Raw genomic sequence first — 20,048 nt, 5'->3', positions numbered from 1 at the left:
TACGCTTGAAACTTCCAGAATAAGCCTTATCTATAAGGTCATCTCAGGCAGGTTTCTTCATTAAAGGTGCTGTCCATCGCTCCGACCTGCCCTTACAGGAAGGTATCCCCATGCGAATAGACCGTTTAACCAGCAAGCTTCAATTAGCAATATCCGATGCCCAGTCCCTGGCGGTTGGCATGGACCACCCTGCCATCGAGCCCCTGCACCTGGTGCAGGCGCTGATTGAACAGCAGGGCGGGTCGATCAAGCCGCTGCTGATGCAAGTCGGCTTCGACATCAACAGCCTGCGCCAGGCACTGGTGAAAGAACTCGACCAGCTGCCGAAAATCCAGAACCCGACGGGCGACGTGAACATGTCGCAGGACCTGGCGCGCCTGCTCAACCAGGCCGACCGCCTGGCCCAGCAGAAGGGCGACCAGTTCATTTCCAGCGAGCTGGTGCTGCTCGCCGCCATGGACGAGAACAGCAAGCTCGGCAAGCTGCTGCTGAGCCAGGGCGTGACCAAGAAAGCCCTGGAAAACGCCATCAACAACCTGCGTGGCGGCGCGGCGGTCAACGACGCCAACGCCGAAGAGTCGCGCCAGGCCCTGGACAAGTACACCGTCGACCTGACCAAGCGTGCCGAAGAAGGCAAGCTTGACCCGGTGATCGGCCGTGACGACGAAATCCGCCGTACCGTGCAGGTGCTGCAACGCCGTACCAAGAACAACCCGGTGCTGATCGGTGAGCCTGGCGTGGGTAAAACCGCCATCGCCGAAGGCCTGGCCCAGCGCATCATCAATGGTGAAGTGCCCGATGGCCTCAAAGGCAAGCGCCTGCTGGCGCTGGACATGGGGGCACTGATCGCCGGCGCCAAGTACCGCGGTGAGTTCGAAGAGCGCCTGAAGTCGCTGCTTAACGAGCTGTCCAAGCAGGAAGGCCAGATCATCCTGTTCATCGACGAACTGCACACCATGGTCGGCGCCGGTAAAGGCGAGGGCGCCATGGATGCGGGCAACATGCTCAAGCCGGCCCTGGCCCGTGGCGAGCTGCACTGCGTTGGCGCCACCACGCTCAACGAGTACCGCCAGTTCATCGAGAAGGACGCGGCCCTGGAGCGGCGCTTCCAGAAAGTGCTGGTGGAAGAGCCGAGCGAGGAAGACACCATCGCCATCCTGCGTGGCCTGAAAGAACGCTATGAAGTGCACCACAAGGTGGCCATTACCGACGGCGCAATCATTGCTGCGGCCAAGCTCAGCCACCGCTACATCACCGACCGTCAGCTGCCTGACAAGGCCATCGACCTGATCGACGAAGCGGCCAGCCGCATCCGCATGGAGATCGACTCCAAGCCGGAAGTGCTCGACCGCCTGGACCGTCGCCTGATTCAGCTGAAGGTCGAGTCCCAGGCGCTGAAGAAGGAAGAAGACGAAGCCGCGAAGAAGCGCCTGGAAAAGCTCCACGAGGAAATCGAGCGGCTGGAGCGTGAATATTCCGACCTGGAAGAGATCTGGGCGTCCGAGAAAGCCGAAGTGCAAGGCTCGGCGCAGATCCAGCAGAAGATCGAGCAGGCCCGCCAGGAGCTCGAAGCCGCCCGTCGCAAAGGCGACCTGAGCCGCATGGCCGAGCTGCAGTACGGGGTGATCCCGGACCTGGAGCGCAGCCTGCAGATGGTCGACCAGCACGGCAAGTCGGAAAACCAGCTGCTGCGCAACAAGGTCACCGAGGAAGAGATTGCCGAAGTGGTGTCCAAGTGGACCGGCATCCCGGTTGCCAAGATGCTCGAAGGCGAGCGCGAGAAGCTGCTGAAGATGGAAGACCTGCTGCACCAGCGCGTGATCGGCCAGCACGAAGCCGTGACTGCGGTGGCCAACGCCGTGCGCCGCTCCCGCGCCGGATTGTCCGACCCGAACCGGCCCAGTGGTTCGTTCCTGTTCCTCGGCCCGACCGGTGTGGGCAAGACCGAGCTGTGCAAGGCGCTGGCCGAGTTCCTGTTCGACACCGAAGAGGCCATGGTGCGTATCGATATGTCCGAGTTCATGGAGAAGCACTCCGTGGCTCGCCTGATCGGTGCACCACCCGGCTATGTAGGGTACGAGGAGGGCGGTTACCTGACCGAAGCGGTACGGCGCAAGCCTTACTCGGTGGTGCTGCTGGACGAGGTGGAGAAGGCACACCCGGACGTGTTCAACGTGTTGCTGCAGGTGCTTGAAGATGGCCGCCTGACCGACAGCCACGGCCGTACGGTGGACTTCCGCAACACCGTGATCGTGATGACCTCCAACCTGGGCTCGGCGCAGATCCAGGAGCTGGTGGGGGATCGCGAAGCACAGCGTGCGGCGGTGATGGATGCGGTGGGTGCGCACTTCCGTCCGGAGTTCATCAACCGGATCGACGAAGTGGTCGTGTTCGAGCCCCTGGGCCGCGAGCAGATCGCCGGCATCACCGAGATCCAGTTGGGCCGCCTGCGTAGCCGCCTGCTTGAGCGTGAGCTGTCGCTTAGCCTGAGCCCTGAGGCGTTGGACAAGCTGATCGCAGTCGGTTACGACCCGGTGTATGGCGCACGGCCACTGAAGCGTGCGATTCAGCGCTGGATCGAAAACCCGCTGGCGCAGTTGATCCTTTCTGGCAAATTCTTGCCAGGTACAGCGATTACTGCGCGGGTGGAAGGCGACGAAATCTTGTTTGCCTGATCCCGCTGGCGAAAAAAATAGCCCCGCACATGCGGGGCTTTTTTACGGCCAAGGGTTTTTTACAGGCTGCTGCAGCCCCTGTGGGGGCGGGTTTACTCGCATAGAGGCAGGCTCGAGGCCCGTAAAATCGGGGGCTTCCAACTTTTTTTGATAACTTGCTGAAAATTTTGAAAAATTTGCTTGCATCAAAAATCGAGTGCACCTAATATACGCCCCGCTGTCAGGCACTAAGCGAATCACCAGCAACATCGGTGTTAGCAAAACAACTTACAAATCAGTAAGTTGAATGAAAAAAAGGGGTTGACAAGCAAAACGAAGAATGTAGAATAGCCGGCCTCAGCAGCGACAACGCGAAAGCGGATAGCCAAAGAGATCGAAGCTAACACAGACTTCGAAGTAGTAAAGATGTACCGAAGTTCAGTTCCGCGATAGCTCAGTCGGTAGAGCAAATGACTGTTAATCATTGGGTCCCTGGTTCGAGTCCAGGTCGCGGAGCCAATCTCGGGGTGTAGCGCAGTCCGGTAGCGCGCCTGCTTTGGGAGCAGGATGTCAGGAGTTCGAATCCCCTCACCCCGACCATTTTCAGGGTCGTTAGCTCAGTTGGTAGAGCAGTTGGCTTTTAACCAATTGGTCGTAGGTTCGAATCCTACACGACCCACCATGTAAAGAGGGCATCTCGACAGAGATGCCCTTTTTCTTTTGCCTCGAATTCTACAAAGGCCGCGCCGGCATCTGTTGTAGGAGCGGCCTTGCCGGGGCGCCGGACCGGTCGGAAAGGGGCGCAAAGCGCCCCCAGCATTCTGTCAGTGCAACTTCAACCGCGGCTCAGTACCGCGCCCAATCTTGCTACCCAGCATCATCATCGCCGTGCGGAAGAACCCGTACAGCGCCATCTGGTGCATGCGGTACAACGACACATAAAACATCCGCGCCAGCCAGCCTTCCAGCTTCACGCTGCCCATCAGGTTGCCCATCAGGTTACCCACCGCCGAGAAGCGCGACAGCGATACCAGCGACCCGTAGTCCTTATATGCATACGTCGGCAGCGCCTTGTTCTCCAGCCGCGCCTTCAAGCTTTGCGCCAGCATCGAAGCCTGCTGGTGTGCAGCCTGTGCCCGTGGCGGCACGTTGCGGTCGGTACCCGGTTGCGGGCATGCGGCGCAGTCACCAAAGGCGAAGATGTTGTCATCGCGGGTGGTCTGCAGGGTAGGGCGCACCACCAGCTGATTGATGCGGTTGGTTTCCAGGCCATCGATGTCCTTGAGGAAGCCCGGTGCACGAATACCCGCCGCCCACACCTTGAGGCTGGCCTGGATCACTTCGCCATCCTTGGTTTTCAGCCCATCCTCGGTCACTTCGCTGACCGCCGCATTGGTCATCACCTTCACCCCGAGTTTTTCCAGGGTCTTGTGCACCGGCACGCTGATGCGCTCAGGCAGCGCAGGCAATACCCGCGGGCCAGCCTCGATCAGGGTGATGTGCATGTCCTTGGGCTGGATGCGATCCAGGCCATAGGCGGCCAGTTCGTGGGCGGCGTGGTGCAGCTCGGCGGCCAGCTCCACACCGGTAGCACCGGCGCCGACGATGGCCACGCTGATCTGTTCGCTGGCCACGTCACCGGCGTGAGCACGCAGGTAGTGGTTGAGCAGTTGCTGGTGGAAGCGCTCGGCCTGCTTGCGGGTATCCAGGAACAGGCAATGCTGCGCCGCGCCCAGGGTGCCGAAGTCGTTGGTGTTGCTGCCCACGGCAATGACCAGGGTGTCGTAGCTCAGCGTGCGCGCAGGCACCAGCTCGCGGCCCTCTTCGTCGAGGGTGGCGGCCAGCTGGATCTGCTTGCCTTCACGGTCCAGGCCGCTCATGCGCCCCAGCTGGAAGTTGAAGTGGTTCCACTTGGCCTGGGCCACGTAGTTCAGTTCATCTTCCGAGGAGTTCAGCGAGCCGGCTGCCACTTCGTGCAGCAGTGGCTTCCAGATGTGCGTCAGGTTGGCGTCGACCAGGGTGATGTCGGCTTGCTTGCGCTTGCCCAGGCTTTTACCCAGGCGGGTCGCCAGTTCCAGGCCGCCGGCGCCGCCGCCGACAATCACGATGCGATGAGTCATGGGGATATCTCATAAGGTTTACGGAATTCTTGGCCCTGGGGGCCGGCCGCAAACTGCATGAGGAGAGGGCGAGCGCAAGGCAGCTCATAGCACCAGTCCACTCAACAGGCGGCTAATGAGGCCCAGACCAATGGTCACGGCCACCACCAGCACCAGGAGCAGCCATGGCCGGAAGGGCCTGCGCTCGACTTGGTGCTGGGGGGCTCGTAGATACTCATCGACACGACGCTGATCTTCCGGGTTCAGTCGGCTGGTCATGGTGGGCCTCGTCAGATAGACGTATGTGACTGCACAAACGCTACAGCGTTCGTGCAAGCGCTTGGAACAAATGATAATGCGTTCTATCGCTGGCGCCGAGTGTACGCCATCGCAAAGAGTCGCTGCACTGGATCAAAGACTGATGCCCACATCGAAGACGATGCTGCGCCCCAGGTTGCCGCGTAAAAAGTCAGGCGCATCGGGGTGGGCGAACAACACCCGGGCGAAAGTCGGCCCGACCAGCGACAACGAGCGCCAACCTTGGCGCAGGTATTCGGTAGGGGGCGGGAAGTGGGTGTTGAGGTCGAGCACTTCGCGCTTGAGGCTGGCGAAGGCGATGATGTCCAGCTCGTTCAGCTCCAGCCCGCGTTCGCGGTAGTTGTGCGCTTTTTTGCGCAAGGTCGGCGCCAGGCGCCCGAGCAGTTCCGTGGCGCTGATCCGCCGCGGGCGTGCTTCGCGGCGCACCAGTTGCGCCAGGGAAAACGCACTGCGCCGGCGCTGCAGCTCTTCGCGCCACTCATCGTTCAGGCGGCGGCCCTCGTCCAGCACGAAGAACACCTCGAATGCCGCATCGCGGAACAGCACATCCGGCGGCTCCTGGCCGGCCGGGGTGAAGTCTTCGCTGCGGTAGGGGATGTTCAACCCTTGCAGCAGGCGTTGGCATACCCAACGCTCACGCTCCCATTTGCGTGCATTGGACAGAAACGCATTGGCTTGTTCGGCCTGGATGGTAAGCAGGCGCAGGTAGTCTGAGTCATCCATGCAGACAAGCTTAGACGCTAATCGATGACGGTAAGATGCTGTTTGTGCGTAGAAATCAGCTCAACACCGGCCATTGCTGAACAACCCCCAGCAGGTGCACCAGGCCAAACCCCAGGCAGACCAGCGAGCTGACCACGATAAAACGCCGCGTGCGCCCGGTGCCGGCCAACAACCACGGGCCAAGCAGCCCGCGCGCCAGGTACACCACGGTGATCAGGCAGATGGCCGGAAGCAGCAAGGGCAGGCGCCCGATAACCCCGGCAGCAGACAACGCGTAAGCCGACCAGGCCAGCAACACAGCCGCAATGGCCGCCGTGATCAGCGCCGGGTACCAGCGGCCTTTTTCCGCCGCCACAGCCATGTGCTCGCCAGCGCCGAACAAACGGTACCAGCGCGGGCCGACCACGATAATGGCCAGGTGCAACAGGCCGATCACAGCGTTGAGCAGCGCTGCCAGCAGCAGTGCGAGGTTGGTTCCTTCCGGCATTTTGAATGCGTCCTGCATCGCGGGGAGGCGCCAGCCTACCGCAGCCGGGTGAAACGGAGAATGGGTGTAGACTCACTTTTATCCACAAGGCTGAAAGGGGTGTTTACCAGGTGATCAGTGCACAGGTGTTGTCAGGCACCAGCCTCACGCTGGGCTGGCTGGGTTACGTGCCGCTGTTGCTCTGGGCGGCCAGCCGCGCCCGCTGGGTAGAGCTGTTCACCGACCGGCGTCGCCAGCACCTGCTGTTTGGGACGGTGTTCTGCCTGTTTGCCCTGTGGTTGGTCAGGCGCGATTTTGATACGGGCGTGTCGTATCACTTCATTGGCATGACGGCCGTAACCTTGCTGCTGGACTGGCCGCTGGCGGTTCTGGGGGGCTTTCTTGCGCAGTTGGGGTTGCTGGCGCTGGGGCGTCAGGACCTGGCGGCGCTGGGCGTCAACGGCTTGCTGTTGATTGGCCTGCCGGTACTGATTACCGAACTCTGCGCCATGGCGGTCGAGCGTGCGCAACCGCGAAACCTCTTTGTGTATATCTTTTGTTCAGGGTTTTTTCCGGCAGCGTTGACGGTGCTGGTGTGTGTGTTGGCCGGGTTGGGGATTTTGTGGCTGGACGGGCGCTTTGCCATGCCGGAGTGGCTGAGTGACTTTGTCGGCTACCTGTGGCTGATGATGTTCCCCGAGGCGTTCATCAACGGCATGGTGATCAGTGCATTGGTGGTGTTTTGCCCGGAGTGGCTGGAAACGTTCAACCGCACGCGGTACCTGCAGGCGCCGTGGAAAGAAGATGAACGTTGAGCGGCCCAGTCACGCTGCACGACCCCTGTAGGAGCGGCCTTGCGTCGCGAAAGGGCTGCGCAGCGGCCCCCGGTTTCAGTGCCACCACAAATATTGCCGGGGCCGCTGCGCAGCCCTTTCGCGACGCAAGGCCGCTCCTACAGAGGGCCAATGCAGAGTGCCAATGCAGAGTGCCAATACAGAGGCTTAGTGCCGCGGCTCCAGGTCCCCCGAATACAGCTCATCCTCGGACTCTTCCGACCCCGCGATCTTGTGCTCTTCAGCCGCCCAGGCCCCCAGGTCGATCAGCTTGCAGCGATCAGAGCAAAACGGCCGGCACGTGCTTTTCTCGTTCCATTCCACAGGTGCGCCACAGGTAGGGCAGTCGACGGTCAATGGCTGGCTCATGGCTGGCCTCCTCGTAAAGTCAGGTAAAAATGATGCAGACGGTCGATCTGCTCGTGCAACGCGGCAAGGTCGCGGTCATTGACCACCACATCGTCGGCATGACGCAGCCGCTCTTCGCGGGCCAGCTGCGCATTGAGAATGGCCTGCACCTGCTCCGGGCTGGTGTTGTCCCGCTGCAGCGTACGTTCCACCTGCAACGCCTGCGGCGCATCGATCACCAGCACTCGCTGGGTCTTGCGATACTGGCCCGACTCGATCAGCAAGGGTGACACATACACGGCATAAGGCGATTCAGCCTTGGCCAGGTAGCTGAAAATCTCCTGCCCGATCAGCGGGTGCAGCAACGCCTCCAGCCACTGGCGCTGCGCCGGGTCGGCGAAAATCAGCTGGCGCAAGGCCGCGCGGTCGAGTTGGCCATCGTCCAGCAGCACGCCAGGGCCGAAGCGCTCGACAATGCTGGCCAGCGCCGGTCGCCCAGGCTCGACCACCCAGCGCGCCGCCTGGTCGGCATCGACCAGGTGCACGCCAAGCTCGACGAAGCGCTCGGCGGCGGCACTCTTGCCGCTGCCGATTCCGCCGGTCAGGCCCAGAATCCAAGGGGTGAAAGCTGCAGTGGTCATCAGAATCCAAGCAGTTGCATGTAAGAGGCGTATATTTCATCACCCCAGAGCACGGCAATCCACCCCGCAATTGCCAGATAGGGCCCAAATGGCATGGCCGTACCCATGGAATGCTTGCGCACCCGCAGCAGGTACACCCCAACCAGCGCCCCAAGCACCGACGACAGCAACAAGGTCAGCGGCAGTACCTGCCAGCCACCCCAGGCGCCGAGCAGCGCCAACAGCTTGAAGTCGCCATAGCCCATGCCTTCCTTGCCGGTAACCAGCTTGAACAGCCAGTACACCGTCCACAGGCTGAGGTACCCGACCACCGCGCCGCATACGGCATCGGGCAAGGGCACCCATACCCCGAAGTAATTGACGATCAGCCCAAGCCACAGCCCCGGCAGCACGATGGCATCGGGCAGCAGTTGTTGGTCATGGTCGATCAAGCTCAGGGCCAGCAAGCTCCAGGTCAGCGGCAGCAGCACCAGTGCCTCGACGCTGGCCCCGTAGCGCCAGGCCACCACCATCGACAGCAGCGCACAACCCACCTCGACCAACGGGTAACGCACGCTGATGCGCTGTTTGCAGGCCGAACAGCGCCCGCGCAACGCCAGGTAGCTGAGCACCGGGACGTTTTCCCACGCCCGTATCCGGTGCCCGCACTGCGTGCACTGCGAGGCCGGCAGGCACAGGTCGAAACGCTCGTGCTCGGTCACCGGCAGCCCCAGCACTTCGTGTGCCTCACGCTGCCATTGGCGCTCCAGCATGATCGGCAGGCGGTACACCACAACGTTGAGAAAACTGCCCACCAACAGACCGAGCACGGTCGCCAGGGTGATGAAGTAAACCGGCTCCATCGCCAGGAAGGTCCATAAAGTCATGTTCAGATCAAGCTACCCAGCTGGAAGATCGGCAGGTACATCGCGACCACCAGGCCGCCAACCAGCAGGCCCAGGACCAGCACGATGGCCGGCTCCAGCAGGCTGGTCAACTGGTCCAGCGCCTGGCTGACCTGTTCCTCGTAGTGGCTGGCGGCCTTTTCCAGCATCTGGTCCAGCGTGCCACTGGACTCACCGATGGCCACCAGCTGCACCAACAAGGGCGGGAACAGCGGCTCTGCCGCCATCGCCTGGTTCAGCCCCTGCCCATTGGCCATGCCTTGGCGCAAGCGCTGGATCGCCTGTTGATGCAGCTCGCCACCACTGGCCTTGGCCACCGTACCCAAGGCATCCAGCAGCGGCACCCCAGCCGTATAAGACGTTGCCAGGCTGCGCGCAAAACGTGCCAGCGCCGCCTGCCCCAGCAGCTTGCCGAACACCGGCAGGCCCAACACCCGCTGAGTTATCCACAAGCGCGCCGGCCTGTGCTTGCGGTAAAGCTCGCGCCCAGCCACAGCCAACAGCACCGCACTTACCAGCAACATCGGTGCATGACGCCCCAGCCCTGTGGACAAGTCGATCACCCACTGGGTAAAGGCCGGCAGTGCCGCATCAAACCCTGCGAACAGGCTTTGAAACTGGGGGATCACCTCCAGTAACAAAACCGCCGACACACCCAACCCGGTCAGCAATAACAGCAGCGGGTAGATCATCGCCTTGCGCAGCTTCTTGTGCAGTGCCAAGCGCTGTTCCAGCATGTCCGCCAGTTGCTCCAGCTGCCGGTCGAGCGTGCCGGACTGCTCACCCACACGCACCAGGTTGCAGTACAACGTATCGAACCACCCCGGGTGGCGCTGCAACGCATCCGCCAGCCCCAGCCCCGATGCCACATCCTGTTTCAATCGAACCAGCAACGCCGCCTGCGCCGCATCACAGCCACTGCGCCCCATCACCTCGAACGCCTGCAGCAGCGGCACCCCGGCTTTAAGCAACGTCGCCAACTGCCGGCTGAAACCCGCCGGGTCGGTTTTCTCCCGCCGCTTCGGCCAACGCCACGCCCGCCCGCCAGCAGGCCGCAAACGCGCCACCAGAATGCCCTGGCGCAGCAACCCGGCGCGCACATAAGCCGGGCTGCGCCCAGCCATTTGCCCACTGACGGCCAGGCCATCAGCGTTGGTGCCCTGCCAGGCGTAAAGACGTATCGAAGGGTTCATGCAAAGGTCCTTTTTTGCCCGTACGACAAGCCTCGAAACAGCTTGCCGCGTCCATGAGAGGGCGTGCTTCCCTGATGCTCACTAGAGTAGTTCAGCGAAGATGACGCCCAGGCTGGCAGGGGTGACAAAAGGTGTCTGTTCAGGCCTACTGCGCCGCTGCCAGCCTGGGGCCGAGAGTGACCCCAATGTGTATGCGTATCAAACAAGGAAAACGTTCATGAAAGGGCAACGCGGTATCACCCTGATCGAACTGATGATCGTCGTCGCGATCATCGGCATTCTGGCGACCATCGCCATACCGATGTACACCAACCACCAGTCCCGCACCAAGGCCGCAGCCGGGTTGCTGGAGATTTCGGCGCTGAAGACGGCCATGGACCTGCGCTTGAACGAAGGCAAGGATGTGGCGGATGTAGGCGCGCTGGGTGGGCAACCGGCGACAGCGCATTGCGCGATTACCGCCAGCGGCAACGCAGCTGCCGGCACCGGGAGCATTGTGTGCACACTGGTGGATGCACCGGCCACCGTGGTTGGCAAAGCCCTGACCCTGACCCGCTCGGCTACTGGGTGGGGCTGCACCACCAACATCGAGGAAGACCTCGCGCCGAGTGGTTGCAAAGGGGCTTGAGGGCAGGGCAATAAACGAGGGGAAACAGGGGTTTGCGTAACGGGTGCGGCAGTGGTACGTTGCGCTACACGCCGGTGTAGCTCAGTCGGTAGAGCAGCGCACTCGTAACGCGAAGGTCGCAGGTTCGATTCCTGTCTCCGGCACCAGTCAATAGATTCATGCAGTGCCAAGCAGTCGCATGAAACCCCTCAGAAGCCCGCCTAGTGCGGGCTTTCTGTTTCATGCAGTGCCATCCGATCTCATCCCAGCCCTTGTTATCTGAGTACCCCTGCGAGTACCTTTGCGCTGTTCAATTATCTATGGGTACTCGCATGCCTTTGACAGCGCTGCAAGTGAAGAACGCTGCACCCCGCGAAAAGGACTTTGGCCTTGCTGACGGATGAATCGCCCCTGGTTTCGTAGACACCTCCAAGCCTCATAATGAGGCCCAAATAGGAAGTGCCATGAGTCGTCAGCGTTACCCTGAAGAATTCAAGATCGAAGCGGTCAAGCAAGTGACCGAGAAAGGCAAGCCTGTCGCCGATGTTGCCCAGCGCCTGGGCATGTCCGTTCACAGCCTTTACGCTTGGATCAAGCTCTACAGCAAACCCCAAGAACAGCGTCAGCAAGACGATGATCAGCAGGCTGAGCTGCGTAAGCTGCGCGCTGAACTCAAGCGCGTGACGGAAGAGCGAGACATCTTAAAGAAGGCCGCCGCGTACTTTGCCAAGGAGTGCGGCTGAAGTACGCCTTCATCAAGAAGCACTCGACGGATTATCCAGTGCGTCGCCTTTGCCAAACCCTCAAGGTGCATCCCAGCGGCTACTACGCTTGGCTGGCCGAGCCTCAATCTGCCCGAGGCAAAGAAGATCAACGCCTGCTTGGCTTGATCAAGCATGCCTGGTTAGAAAGCGGAGGCGTGTATGGCTATCGCAAAATTCACGATGACCTGCGAGAGCTAGGAGAGACATGTGTGGGCGGAATCGAGTCGGTCGTTTGATGCAAGCAGAGGGACTGCGTTCGCAAACGGGCTATCGGCGGCGGCCAGGGTTTTACGGTGGAAAACCAACAGTGGCCTCGCCCAACCACCTCGCGCGGCAGTTCAAGGTCAGTGAGCCGAATAAGGTCTGGGTGACCGATATCACCTACATCCGTACCTATGAAGGTTGGCTGTACCTGGCGGTTGTGCTGGATCTGTTCTCTCGCCAAGTCATCGGTTGGTCAATGAAGCCCAGGATGTGCAGCGACCTAGCCATCGACGCCATGCTGATGGCCGTGTGGCGACGCAAGCCACAGCAGCAAGTGATGATCCACTCAGACCAAGGTAGCCAGTTCAGTAGCTCGGATTGGCAAAGTTTCTTGAAGGCCAACAACGTGATTAGCAGCATGAGTCGCCGAGGAAACTGCCATGACAACGCCGTGGCCGAGAGCTTTTTCCAGCTTTTGAAGCGGGAGCGAATCCGGCGAAAGATCTACGCAACGCGTGACGAAGCTCGAAGTGATATTTTCGATTACATTGAGATGTTCTATAACCCTAAACGCCGACACAGCAGTGCTATGCAGCTGTCGCCAGTAGAGTATGAGAAACGCTATTTTCTGAGCTTGGAGAGTGTCTAGCAAACCAGGGGCGATTCAGTACGGTACTGCCTCAGCCCCAGACGGGACCACACCGGCATGAATAAAAGCAGGTTACCTTGGGCGCAATGTCATTTTGACATCTGAAGGGTTCATCTGGTTTGATAGGATCATGGGACCGTACATACGAATTTTTACAGCAGGGAAGTTATAAATGGCGTTAGTATTTTCAGTCACCAGTACCTCAAAGCGGAGAACCAACCACGTCACGTTGCGAGTGAATAACTGGGATGATTTTGGATTTAAAACTCAATTCTTCGTTAGTTATCATGACTCAGACGGGGAAGAGTTTGATCTTGGAAGTGTAAAAATCGGGAGGGTCGGACAAAAAGAAGGATGGACTAAAGATGATCTTGATACCTCCTTTGATGGGTTGGGAAGAGAGTATTTTTCTTTGGGGCAAGACTTGGATTACTACTCAAATCTAGCTGCTCTTGATTCAGATATCGCTCAAGAGATTCTCATCGGTTTGCAAGACGTTGTCTGGCTTCAAGGCCGTTTGGATGAAGTTAAAGGTGAAAGCGTATTTGTAACTTCGCTGCTTCGATATACTAGTATGTCTTCGATTCTTCATCAGTTTAAAAGAATACTAGATGGGGGGAGCGCACTCACGAGCTTTGACTTCGAGTTTGAGCGTAAGGCCACGAAGAAAATGTCAGCAATGAAGTTGGCTTTCGCCATTGAGCCAGGGTCAAAGCCACCGACTAATATGCACGTGTTAATCGGCAGAAATGGAGTTGGAAAGACAACTGTGCTGAACCAGATGGTGCGCTCGGTTATTGAACCTGGCCGCCAACTGAGGAATGGGCAATTTTACAATCTCGACGGCTTTGGAAAGCAACCTATCAGTGATAGCTATTTTAGCTGTGTGATCTCTGTTTCATTTAGCGCTTTTGATCCCTTTGACCCTCCTAGTGATCAAAGGGATAGTGCCCAAGGTGTGCGTAACTTCTATATTGGATTGAAGAGTATAGGAGAAGGTGGGCTAAAGGGTTTGGAAGATTTGTGCGAGGACTTTATATCCAGTTTTCATGCTTGCATGGACAACCATGGGAAGCGGGATCTATGGGTTGACTCGGTTGCGAAGCTGAATTCGGATGTTAATTTTAAGGAAATTGGCATACTTGACATTTTGCCATTCATGGACGAGGACGAGTTTGATCAAAGGCTCTCAGATGTCTATCTGAGGATGAGCTCTGGACATGCTATCGTACTGTTAACTTTGACGCGACTCATCGCCCACATTGAAGAGAAAACTCTGATATTGCTTGATGAGCCTGAGAGTCATTTACACCCTCCCCTGCTCTCGGCGTTCACTCGAACATTGTCTGATCTGTTGATTGAAAGGAACGGGGTTGCAATCATAGCTACGCATTCACCAGTGGTGCTTCAGGAGGTACCTCGGTCCTGCGTTTGGAAATTGCATCGTGTCCGCCTGGAGGGCGGCGCATGTCGTCCGGAGAACGAGACATTTGGAGAGAATGTGGGGACTCTTACCCGCGAAGTATTTGGGCTGGAAGTGGCCAACTCTGGTTTTCATGCCATGCTCAGGGACTCCGTAAGTGAGGGTAAAAACTATGATCAGATCATAAGTGAGTATGGCGGTCAGTTAGGTTTTGAAGGGCGATCTATCTTGCGTTCATTAATTGCGAATTCAAACAGGTCGGAGGCGGATCTATGAGGGTCTTGACTCAACCGCTGTATGATCCTTTGGAAGTTTTGATAGAGTGCATCAGTGGTATTTCAGATCCTGCGTTAGTCGCGAAGTTCCAGGCTTTTGCTCCAAGCCATTTAGTCCAGGCGGCTGAATACGTGGAAAATGCCCGGGCTGCTAACTTATATAAATTTTCTAGTTTTAAGGGCGGGAAAGCAGACGTCGTGACCTCGGGAGTAACGAAGGGGGAGTTTTATTCTCTTTATACGCAATATTTCGTTGGTAAGAATAAGGCGGCCCGTGTTTATTACGATGCTTTGATGGTCAGCGCTCCTAATCAAAAATGTCCATATTGTGGTTTTGGTCATGTCTATACTTTGGATCATTATTTACCTAAAGCTAAATTTCCGCAATTTTCAACCTTGGTTGTGAACCTTGTTCCAGCGTGTCGCGACTGTAATGAGGGTGGAAAGCGCACTTCGGCCGCAGCGCTGGCTGCGGAACAGCCCCTTCATCCTTATTTCGATAGGGGAGCATTTTATAAAGAGCAGTGGTTGTTTGCTCGTGTTATCGAATCAATGCCGGCATCGATTGAATTTTATGTTTCTTGTCCATTAGTCTGGAGCGCAGAGCAGAAAAAGCGTGTGCGGACGCATTTTAAAGAATTTGGTTTGAAAAAAAGATATGCGGTCGAGGCGGCAGAAGAGCTTTCTACCTTAAGCCCTCGTTTGAAAATGTATCACCAGCAAGACTCCATTGATGAAATTAGAAAGCAGTTGAACGAAACTTTAACAGTAGAGCGGGCGAAACATCAAAACTCATGGATGACGGCCATGTATGCTGCTCTTGTAAATAATGACTGGTACTGTAGCGGCGGGTTCGCGCTTTGAAGAGACGCTTTTGCAAAGCGTGAATATATATTATAAGTTCCTTTGTATTAATTTAGGTGCGGCGTGGGGGCATATCTTAGCTCAATGGTTGCACCTTCAGCCCAGCGGCAGTGTAGCTCGTGATACCGATCACGATTGGCTGAGGCTTATAGAAGCGTTCGGGTAAGAGGGACGGCAGCGAGCGTTCTGGTGCTGGCGATGACATCACCAACGGTGACGCACGCCAGCATGACCCACCATCATCACGCCTTCGGCAATCAGCAATACACCCCTCATTTGGATTCGGAGGGGTTGAGTCATACCCAGAAAAAGCGTTATGAATATCTCAAGGGCCTTTGTCCGGGTTATGAGATTACCCAACGGGGGCGTCGCTCGCACCTGGGCTTGATCTACGCGTTCACTGGGAATCTTCAAAAAACCACTGACATTCGACCGGCAGTCATAGCGGAGGTGTAATGACGCCACTGACTGCCACTCAAATCCCACCAGCATACTGTGGCCAACCCCCATCCTGGGAGTTGGCGATTTTTGTTGGAGTGACGATGACACACGAAATCATCGGTTAGCGTGGCCACTCATCATGATAGGAGGCGCTCCGTATGAGAACCGTTTTGTTGTGTCTTGGGCTTGCAGGTGCAGGCTTCGGTGTGGGCTCTCACTGGACTGCACCGCTCTGGGTCATCGTCGTGCTGTGGGTGGTGGGGATTGCGCTGTGGGTTCTAGCTGAATGGCTAGAGCGGAGGGGGCGCAATCAATGATGCGCGCGAATCTAAACGAACTGGTGATCGTGAGCTGTTTGTTTCCAGCTATGAGGTGGTCGGCTTCTGTTGCGCGATCTGTGCTCATTGCTAGAGAGGGTAACGTCCTGCGTTTGTACCGTATGCCGATGCTGTTGCGACTGGACGAATTCCGCGCCGAGCTCTTTATCGCGCAACTCAACCATATGGAGCCACATCACGTAGGTCTGTGATGTTGAAGTGAAGTCGCTCTGTGACGCATCGCCTTTAGGTAATAATTACTCAATGGAAGAATGTTATGCGTACGCTGTTTAAATTTGCTTCGGTGGCTATTGCCGGTGCGGTCATTACTGGATGCGGTGGCGAGGATTTCACTGGGGCTTATAGATATCAGGAGCAAAGCTCAAAAGGCGCAATGGTGCTGAATATCCATGGTGATGAGGCGGAGATTTTCGCAGATATTGTCGCATCTGGTATTAAGCCGGTGGGTAAGCTCAAAGTTTCGCAAAAGGATGGGAAGCTCCTCCTTGACGATAAAAATAGTTCGCTACGATTGGTGATGAAGCGTAATGTGGATGAGCGAAGTTTGGTATGCCTCAACTGTAGGGTGCTCGGTTTGAGGGCAGATGGGCTTGTCTGGAGTTACGACCAAAAAGGGCCCTATGACCTAGATCAGTTACTTAAGGAGCAGGTTCGCAAAAGAGAAGAGGCCTTGAACGCTGAGCTGGAAAAGATGCAAAAGGAGGCTTTGGAGAAGGGGCGTAGGGATATAGAAGCCCGGAAGCTGACATCGTTCGAAGGCGACTGGGTGTATCAGCGTGCTACTAAATATGATCCGTTGACTATCATGAGTATCTGGCGCAGCAAGCAAGTTAGAATTTGGTCTTTCAGATATGAAACAATGGATCGCCTTAGCTATGAGCTTCCAAGCTTTGAGGTAGTGGAAGCCAGTTTGAAAGTCGGAGAGGGACCCATCGCGAAGCTCTATTCTTTAAGTAGTGACAAACAGATGTTGACCTGTATTAATTGTGAAAAACCGATAGCTTGGATTAAAGCTGACCCCAAGAAGGACCTCAGTGATCGCAATTATGCGCGTAAGATGGCTGGTAACCCCTAGCGCCTTCAAAGCTACTGTGTCGTGATGTCGGTTAGTATTTAATGAACTCGCCGACTACATAAGATAAAAGCTGGGAATAGCCTCGGTGCGCGTGTTTAACTTCTTGGGTGAGCACTATGTGTGCGCTCACCCAAGAACAGGGCGCTTAGAACGGTGTGCGTTAGCTCGGCTGTTTCCAGCACGCCGTAACTCTGCGGGTGGATGCTGAGCTATACTGGTATTTTTACCAGCTTGTTATATTTTTTGCTGATTGATGTTGTCGACGACTTCGCAGTGTTTGGCAAGCTTTAGGATGAATGTTTGCATGCTGGTTTGCGCGCTAATGCTAGTGTAGCTTCCATTGGTCGGTGTTTCTTTAGGTGCTGCTATTAGGGCGGTGGCGGTATACAAGCCTTTCATCATTAATCTCTTACACATCACATCGTAGCGATCAATGTAGGATATACCTTTAGCGCGTGGGTAGGTTGTGTCTTTGCGCGGGATGTACAAAGTCTCCCGGGTAGACTCGTCCAGTAGGAAGCCACTCATAACAGGAAAGTATGTCATGCCTATGTTTGGGGTTTTACGGCTTTCGGCACTGTCCTCTACTACGATGATATATCCTGTAAATATATTGGCGTCCTCGCCGAATGCGGATTCTTCAATGGCGGTTCGAAGGTCTAAGCTGCTACCTAGAACCTCCTCGGTACGGTTGTTGAAGTTGTTGCCGATTGACCCAACTTGAGACTTGAATTCAACCGCAGCAATAAGTTTTCCATTGTCTATAATAACTACGTCCCAGCACTTATGCGGTCTGAAGAAGCCGGGGAGCTGCGACGTATTTCTGCCCGTGTATGCTTTTGCGTCTTTTAGACCGCTATCTCGGACGGTTTTCTCTATAATATGAACGAAAGCGTCCAGTGTTTTGCCTGCCAAGACACCTTTTCCACCATCTCGCGTAGTCCAAAACTTGCCGATGGCGTCTTTGACTCGTTCATCCAGCCAGTCAAAATTCACGTTTAATCCTTTAATTAGATATTTAGTAATGCAGCAGGCACTACCCGCCGATTGCTCTGATTTCTTCTGTAGTCATGCCATAGATCTTGAATGTCGCCACGTTACACGCATTGATGTCTAGGCTTTCTGCTGCATGGATCAATTCTCTTTGTAGCTCTTCAGGAATAGTTTTCCATAGAGGAAGTCTAATTCTCCGAAGGTACTGAGCCTGGAATCTCAGGAAGCCACCTCGCATCTTCGTAGAGTACGTTGCTACGAATAGCCTAGATACGGCTGACATCAGAACAGCTTGCAATGCTCGTAAGTTCCAAGATTCCGATGTCACAACATACAAATTGTGGTGTGGGTAAAGCTCCCCTGCCTCATAGACAACGTGAGCTTCTCCTTTGATATCAGGGATTAGAAGCTTTTGTTTGCCCGTGAGTGAAGGAGTGATTCTATCAATGGTTTTATACCAGCTAGCGGGTGTTTTTTTTGCGCAATGACGACTTGCAATAACGTCCCGGCGTGCCTCTAGGTATTTTTTTAATCGAGGATAATTGTCCAGGTCGACAAGCCCACCCTCGTCCTTAAACGGGTTTATTACGCCAAGCCCCGTCCATGCTACTTCTCCTGAAACTATGTCTTTTGTAGTCGCAAGCGGAAGCTTTCTATCCGGTTCAACATCTAATGAGTTAAATGGACCAATAAAGGCTTTGTCTGCACCTGTAGCTACGCCTATGCCTACTTTGCAGCCTGAGTCCTCCAAGCTGGGGAATTCATTCTCCAGTCTACGTATTAGAGCGATTTGGTCAGATGACTCCAATAGCCATGGGTCAGCCCCGTTGGTAACTTTAGCTATTTCCCTAACATCTACCGATTGTGCTGTTTTCTCTTTGGATAAAAGTTTATGCGTTAACGCTGTCAGGCTGTTTTTTTCAATGGCTGGCCGATGCGCAACCATAGTTTTTCCCGCTTTCGCTCTAGATATAATCGTTACTGCGGGATAGGCGACGACATCCGTATGGAATGCAGGTGTGTCTGTCATATCCACATAGATCTTAAGGTGAAAACTATCAGCAACCATCTGGCGCAGAGGGCCACCATATTTGTTTTTCATCCAGCGATCTGCACATATGAAGCCTAGATTCCCGCATTTAGTCAGAAGTGACAGTGAGCGCTCGATGAAGGGAACATACAGGTCAGCACGGTCATATAGGGTTTTGTAGCGGCGACGATATTCCGCGAGCAGCGGTGCGGGTATGAGCTCTTGCCTCACGTACGGTGGGTTACCTACAACATAGTCAAAGCCTACTTCGAGGGGCTGAAGGAGGAAGTCATCTTGAGTTAGCCACCCGTCGGCTAGTTTCTCAGCTGAATCTGGTGAAAATCCATTCTGTGCAAGTAGGTCGATTACTGCCGAATAAGTTCTGCTAAATGTGTCGCGATGAAGCTCAACGGCACAGATTGCATTTGCTAAACTTTCAATACCAGACTCTCTCTCCTCATCTGCACGCCAAGCAGTAAGCAAACGCTCAATGGCAGGCAAGAGAAAGTCGCCTGCGCCGAAAGATGGCTCTAGCAATCTTTGTTTGTGAAGCGGCTTATCACTGGTATACCCAGCGAGATCCAAAATAAAATTCACGACCTCGCTACGAGTAAAAATCGCACCTAGTGCTTCGATGCCTCCACCCGATGCCAAGGCTTCCGTCGCAGTGGCAATCGGGCACTCCACCTGGGGGAACGAAGCCTGAAAGAAAATTGGCTGCGTGTGCATCGTCTACCTCGTCGATTGCGGAAAATGCCGTAGAAAAAGTGCTTTCAAGGGGATCCCGTGGCCATGGTCATCTGCAATTTGATGGCCTATTTTGGGGTGTTGGGGGCTGCCTTGAGGGCGACACGTAGGGTTCCCGCAAACGATCTAGGATACCTGAATCCTTTTCCGAGAGTGTTACGGGATGACCAACGACGAACTGATCGACATGCAGAAGCTGTGGTCGACACCAGATCGGAATGACAGGGAATGCACATGCTGAGGTCAGCGCCCATCTCGCTTCCGTTCTAGAGCTTGGTCGTCATTGGTACGACCACCTAGCCTGATTCTATCGACGTCCTACCTGACGCGCCGTCGTCATACCGGGAAGGTTGCGTGGGTGTTTCGAAAGTCGCGGGAGGGAGGACATCCTGTTTCGATTTGGTTCGAAACAGGTTGAGGTCGGCCGTCCGTGGTCAATCCGAGGCGTACGGCCGCGCAGCGACTGCTGCCTGTAAGGC

Annotated in this window: 16 protein-coding genes, 4 tRNA genes and 1 pseudogene; 11 read left to right on the top strand and 10 right to left on the bottom strand. The window is 56.1% G+C overall.

Going from position 1 to position 20,048, the window contains the following annotated elements; genetic code table 11:
* Positions 1 to 110 precede the first annotated feature (110 nt).
* From clpB to DJ563_RS17720, 4 genes are all read left to right on the top strand, one after another.
* The gene (gene clpB, locus DJ563_RS17735; RefSeq protein WP_274099678.1) at positions 111 to 2,675 is read left to right on the top strand and encodes an ATP-dependent chaperone ClpB; all 2,565 of its coding nucleotides are present in this window, start codon (positions 111 to 113) and stop codon (positions 2,673 to 2,675) included.
* A gap of 422 nt (positions 2,676 to 3,097) precedes the next feature.
* A tRNA-Asn gene (locus DJ563_RS17730) sits at positions 3,098 to 3,173 on the top strand.
* A gap of 4 nt (positions 3,174 to 3,177) precedes the next feature.
* Positions 3,178 to 3,254 (top strand) — tRNA-Pro (locus DJ563_RS17725).
* A 6-nt stretch (positions 3,255 to 3,260) separates the two neighbouring features.
* Positions 3,261 to 3,336 (top strand) — tRNA-Lys (locus DJ563_RS17720).
* A gap of 142 nt (positions 3,337 to 3,478) precedes the next feature.
* Here the strand turns inward: DJ563_RS17720 and DJ563_RS17715 are convergent.
* From DJ563_RS17715 to DJ563_RS17700, 4 genes are all read right to left on the bottom strand, one after another.
* Positions 3,479 to 4,774, bottom strand: coding sequence for an NAD(P)/FAD-dependent oxidoreductase (locus DJ563_RS17715; RefSeq protein ID WP_033701435.1), 1,296 nt, complete (start codon positions 4,772 to 4,774; stop codon positions 3,479 to 3,481).
* An 84-nt stretch (positions 4,775 to 4,858) separates the two neighbouring features.
* Entirely contained in the window at positions 4,859 to 5,032 is a 174-nt protein-coding gene (locus tag DJ563_RS17710; protein ID WP_013970765.1) for a DUF3094 family protein, read from the bottom strand.
* Positions 5,033 to 5,164: 132 nt separating this feature from the next.
* Complete coding sequence (locus tag DJ563_RS17705) at positions 5,165 to 5,794, bottom strand: DUF1780 domain-containing protein (protein ID WP_013970766.1); 630 nt, start codon at positions 5,792 to 5,794, stop codon at positions 5,165 to 5,167.
* A gap of 55 nt (positions 5,795 to 5,849) precedes the next feature.
* A complete protein-coding gene (locus DJ563_RS17700) occupies positions 5,850 to 6,281 on the bottom strand; it encodes a hypothetical protein (protein ID WP_434518105.1) in 432 nt (143 codons plus the stop codon).
* Between the two features lie 110 nt (positions 6,282 to 6,391).
* Between DJ563_RS17700 and DJ563_RS17695 the strand changes: the two genes are divergently transcribed.
* Positions 6,392 to 7,075 (top strand): energy-coupling factor ABC transporter permease, encoded by a 684-nt coding sequence (locus tag DJ563_RS17695; protein ID WP_434518104.1) that lies wholly within the window; start codon positions 6,392 to 6,394, stop codon positions 7,073 to 7,075.
* Positions 7,076 to 7,261: 186 nt separating this feature from the next.
* Here the strand turns inward: DJ563_RS17695 and yacG are convergent, their stop codons facing one another.
* Genes yacG through DJ563_RS17675 form a run of 4 tightly spaced genes read right to left on the bottom strand, consistent with a single transcriptional unit; the run spans position 7,262 to position 10,159 of the window.
* A complete protein-coding gene (gene yacG, locus DJ563_RS17690) occupies positions 7,262 to 7,462 on the bottom strand; it encodes a DNA gyrase inhibitor YacG (protein WP_047582821.1) in 201 nt (66 codons plus the stop codon).
* A complete protein-coding gene (coaE, locus tag DJ563_RS17685; protein WP_047582819.1) occupies positions 7,459 to 8,082 on the bottom strand; it encodes a dephospho-CoA kinase in 624 nt (207 codons plus the stop codon). The genes yacG and coaE overlap by 4 nt, the downstream gene beginning before the upstream one ends.
* On the bottom strand, positions 8,082 to 8,948 hold the full coding sequence (locus DJ563_RS17680; protein ID WP_434518103.1) for a prepilin peptidase: 867 nt from the start codon (positions 8,946 to 8,948) through the stop codon (positions 8,082 to 8,084). Before DJ563_RS17680 ends, coaE begins: the two co-directional genes overlap by 1 nt.
* Before the next feature lie 2 nt (positions 8,949 to 8,950).
* Positions 8,951 to 10,159, bottom strand: a complete 1,209-nt coding sequence (locus tag DJ563_RS17675) for a type II secretion system F family protein (protein ID WP_434518102.1) — start codon at positions 10,157 to 10,159, stop codon at positions 8,951 to 8,953.
* Between the two features lie 217 nt (positions 10,160 to 10,376).
* Here DJ563_RS17675 and DJ563_RS17670 point away from each other — a divergent pair, with 217 nt between their 5' ends.
* From DJ563_RS17670 to DJ563_RS17645, 6 genes and pseudogenes are all read left to right on the top strand, one after another.
* Positions 10,377 to 10,787 carry a pilin gene (locus DJ563_RS17670; protein WP_033701422.1) on the top strand — a complete coding sequence of 137 codons (411 nt, stop codon included), beginning with the start codon at positions 10,377 to 10,379 and terminating at the stop codon, positions 10,785 to 10,787.
* 70 nt (positions 10,788 to 10,857) lie between these two features.
* Positions 10,858 to 10,933 (top strand) — tRNA-Thr (locus tag DJ563_RS17665).
* Between the two features lie 297 nt (positions 10,934 to 11,230).
* Positions 11,231 to 12,383, top strand: a pseudogene (locus DJ563_RS17660) (IS3 family transposase).
* Positions 12,384 to 12,555: 172 nt separating this feature from the next.
* Complete coding sequence (locus DJ563_RS17655; protein WP_434518101.1) at positions 12,556 to 14,082, top strand: AAA family ATPase; 1,527 nt, start codon at positions 12,556 to 12,558, stop codon at positions 14,080 to 14,082.
* A 5-nt stretch (positions 14,083 to 14,087) separates the two neighbouring features.
* A complete protein-coding gene (locus tag DJ563_RS17650; RefSeq protein ID WP_434518100.1) occupies positions 14,088 to 14,945 on the top strand; it encodes an HNH endonuclease in 858 nt (285 codons plus the stop codon).
* Between the two features lie 1,035 nt (positions 14,946 to 15,980).
* Positions 15,981 to 16,799 carry a hypothetical protein gene (locus tag DJ563_RS17645; RefSeq protein WP_434518099.1) on the top strand — a complete coding sequence of 273 codons (819 nt, stop codon included), beginning with the start codon at positions 15,981 to 15,983 and terminating at the stop codon, positions 16,797 to 16,799.
* Positions 16,800 to 17,033: 234 nt separating this feature from the next.
* On the opposite strand, the gene DJ563_RS17640 is transcribed toward DJ563_RS17645, so the two are convergent.
* Both DJ563_RS17640 and DJ563_RS17635 read right to left on the bottom strand, forming a co-directional pair.
* A complete protein-coding gene (locus DJ563_RS17640; RefSeq protein WP_434518098.1) occupies positions 17,034 to 17,795 on the bottom strand; it encodes a PaeR7I family type II restriction endonuclease in 762 nt (253 codons plus the stop codon).
* 40 nt (positions 17,796 to 17,835) lie between these two features.
* Positions 17,836 to 19,551: an Eco57I restriction-modification methylase domain-containing protein gene (locus tag DJ563_RS17635; protein ID WP_434518097.1), complete on the bottom strand. Its 1,716-nt coding sequence runs from the start codon at positions 19,549 to 19,551 to the stop codon at positions 17,836 to 17,838.
* Positions 19,552 to 20,048: the final 497 nt, after the last annotated feature.

This window comes from Pseudomonas sp. NFX1, from assembly GCF_051123555.1.
In the GTDB taxonomy this organism is placed as follows: domain Bacteria; phylum Pseudomonadota; class Gammaproteobacteria; order Pseudomonadales; family Pseudomonadaceae; genus Aquipseudomonas; species Aquipseudomonas capeferrum.
Note: the sequence above shows the minus strand (reverse complement) of the source record. Positions and strands in the feature narration are given on the sequence as shown.

Coding starts and splice junctions, on each gene's coding strand:
- clpB (WP_274099678.1), top strand. CDS start 111: ATGCGAATAGACCGTTTAACCAGCAAGCTTCAATTAGCAATATCCGAT.
- DJ563_RS17715 (WP_033701435.1), bottom strand. CDS start 4,774: ATGACTCATCGCATCGTGATTGTCGGCGGCGGCGCCGGCGGCCTGGAA.
- DJ563_RS17710 (WP_013970765.1), bottom strand. CDS start 5,032: ATGACCAGCCGACTGAACCCGGAAGATCAGCGTCGTGTCGATGAGTAT.
- DJ563_RS17705 (WP_013970766.1), bottom strand. CDS start 5,794: ATGGATGACTCAGACTACCTGCGCCTGCTTACCATCCAGGCCGAACAA.
- DJ563_RS17700 (WP_434518105.1), bottom strand. CDS start 6,281: ATGCCGGAAGGAACCAACCTCGCACTGCTGCTGGCAGCGCTGCTCAAC.
- yacG (WP_047582821.1), bottom strand. CDS start 7,462: ATGAGCCAGCCATTGACCGTCGACTGCCCTACCTGTGGCGCACCTGTG.
- coaE (WP_047582819.1), bottom strand. CDS start 8,082: ATGACCACTGCAGCTTTCACCCCTTGGATTCTGGGCCTGACCGGCGGA.
- DJ563_RS17680 (WP_434518103.1), bottom strand. CDS start 8,948: ATGACTTTATGGACCTTCCTGGCGATGGAGCCGGTTTACTTCATCACC.
- DJ563_RS17675 (WP_434518102.1), bottom strand. CDS start 10,159: ATGAACCCTTCGATACGTCTTTACGCCTGGCAGGGCACCAACGCTGAT.
- DJ563_RS17670 (WP_033701422.1), top strand. CDS start 10,377: ATGAAAGGGCAACGCGGTATCACCCTGATCGAACTGATGATCGTCGTC.
- DJ563_RS17655 (WP_434518101.1), top strand. CDS start 12,556: ATGGCGTTAGTATTTTCAGTCACCAGTACCTCAAAGCGGAGAACCAAC.
- DJ563_RS17645 (WP_434518099.1), top strand. CDS start 15,981: ATGCGTACGCTGTTTAAATTTGCTTCGGTGGCTATTGCCGGTGCGGTC.
- DJ563_RS17635 (WP_434518097.1), bottom strand. CDS start 19,551: ATGCACACGCAGCCAATTTTCTTTCAGGCTTCGTTCCCCCAGGTGGAG.